Below are 1,255 nucleotides of genomic sequence, written 5' to 3'. Positions count from 1 at the left end.
CCGGGGTCGACGGCTTTGGCGTCGGGGCCGGGGACGGCGTACGCGACGAGGCGTCTGTCGCCGGGGCGGTCCTCGCGGACCACGGCCGCGCACTGCACAACCCGCTCATGACCACTGAGCACCGCCTCGACCTCACGCGGCTCGATCCGGAAACCCCGCACCTTCACCTGATCATCCGCACGCCGCAGGAACTCCAGCGCACCATCCGCACGCCAGCGCCCCACATCCCCCGTCCGGTACATCCGCTCACCCGCCCCACCGAACGGACACGCCACAAACCGCTCACCCGTCAGCCCCGCACGCCCCACATACCCGAACGCCAGACCCGACCCCGCCACATACAACTCACCCGGCACCCCCACCGGCACCGCACACAACCCCCCGTCCAGCACGAACACCCGCTTACCCGCCAACGGCACACCGATCGGCACCGAACCCGCACCCTCCACCACCCCGCCCACCACATGACTCGTGGTGAACCCCATCGACTCCACCGGCCCGTAACCGTTCAGCACCCGAAGCCCCGGATGACGCGCACACACCCGCGCCACATGCGACACCGACGCCGCCTCACCCGCCGTCATCACCGCCCGCAAACCCGCGAACAACCCCGGAAAGTCATCCACCAGCACATTGAACAAACTCGCCGACAACTGCAGCACCGTCACACCACAACCCGCCACCAACGCCGCGACCTCGTCCAGATCCGTCCGCGACCCCACCGGCAACACCGTCCGACCCCCGTGGAACAACGCCCCGAACACCTCCAGCGCGAACGCGTCCCACGACACCGGCGACGACTGCAAATACACGTCGTCCGCACAAAAACCCAGATAATCCGGACCCACGAACGTCGACACCAACGCCCGATGCGGAGCCACCACACCCTTCGGCCGCCCCGTCGACCCCGACGTGAACATCACACACGCCGCACCCGACCCCCCACACACCAGACCCAGATCTGAGTCGTCCAGGGAGGCGATCAGCGCGGCGTCGCGATCGAGCAGCACGCGCCGGATGCCGGACGGCGGCAGGGGACGGCTCAGGTCGTCGCGGGTGACGAGGACGCGGACCTCCGCGTCGGTGACGACGGTGGCCAGCCGCTCCGCCGGGAACGCCGGATCCAGCAGCGTGTACGCCGCACCCGCCTTCAACACCCCCAGCAACGACACGACCAGCTCGGGCCCACGCTCCAGATGCACCCCCACCACATCACCCGGCACCACACCCACCCCGACCAGACGACGCGCCAGCC

1 protein-coding gene is annotated in these 1,255 nt (G+C 69.4%); it reads right to left on the bottom strand.

What is annotated here, in order from left to right; all coding sequences use genetic code 11:
• Positions 1-1,255: amino acid adenylation domain-containing protein (locus SZN_RS37130; protein WP_139063696.1), on the bottom strand; the 1,255-nt coding region annotated here is incomplete at both ends.

This window comes from Streptomyces zinciresistens K42 (genome assembly GCF_000225525.1).
GTDB classification, from domain to species: domain Bacteria; phylum Actinomycetota; class Actinomycetes; order Streptomycetales; family Streptomycetaceae; genus Streptomyces; species Streptomyces zinciresistens.
Note: the sequence above shows the minus strand (reverse complement) of the source record. Positions and strands in the feature narration are given on the sequence as shown.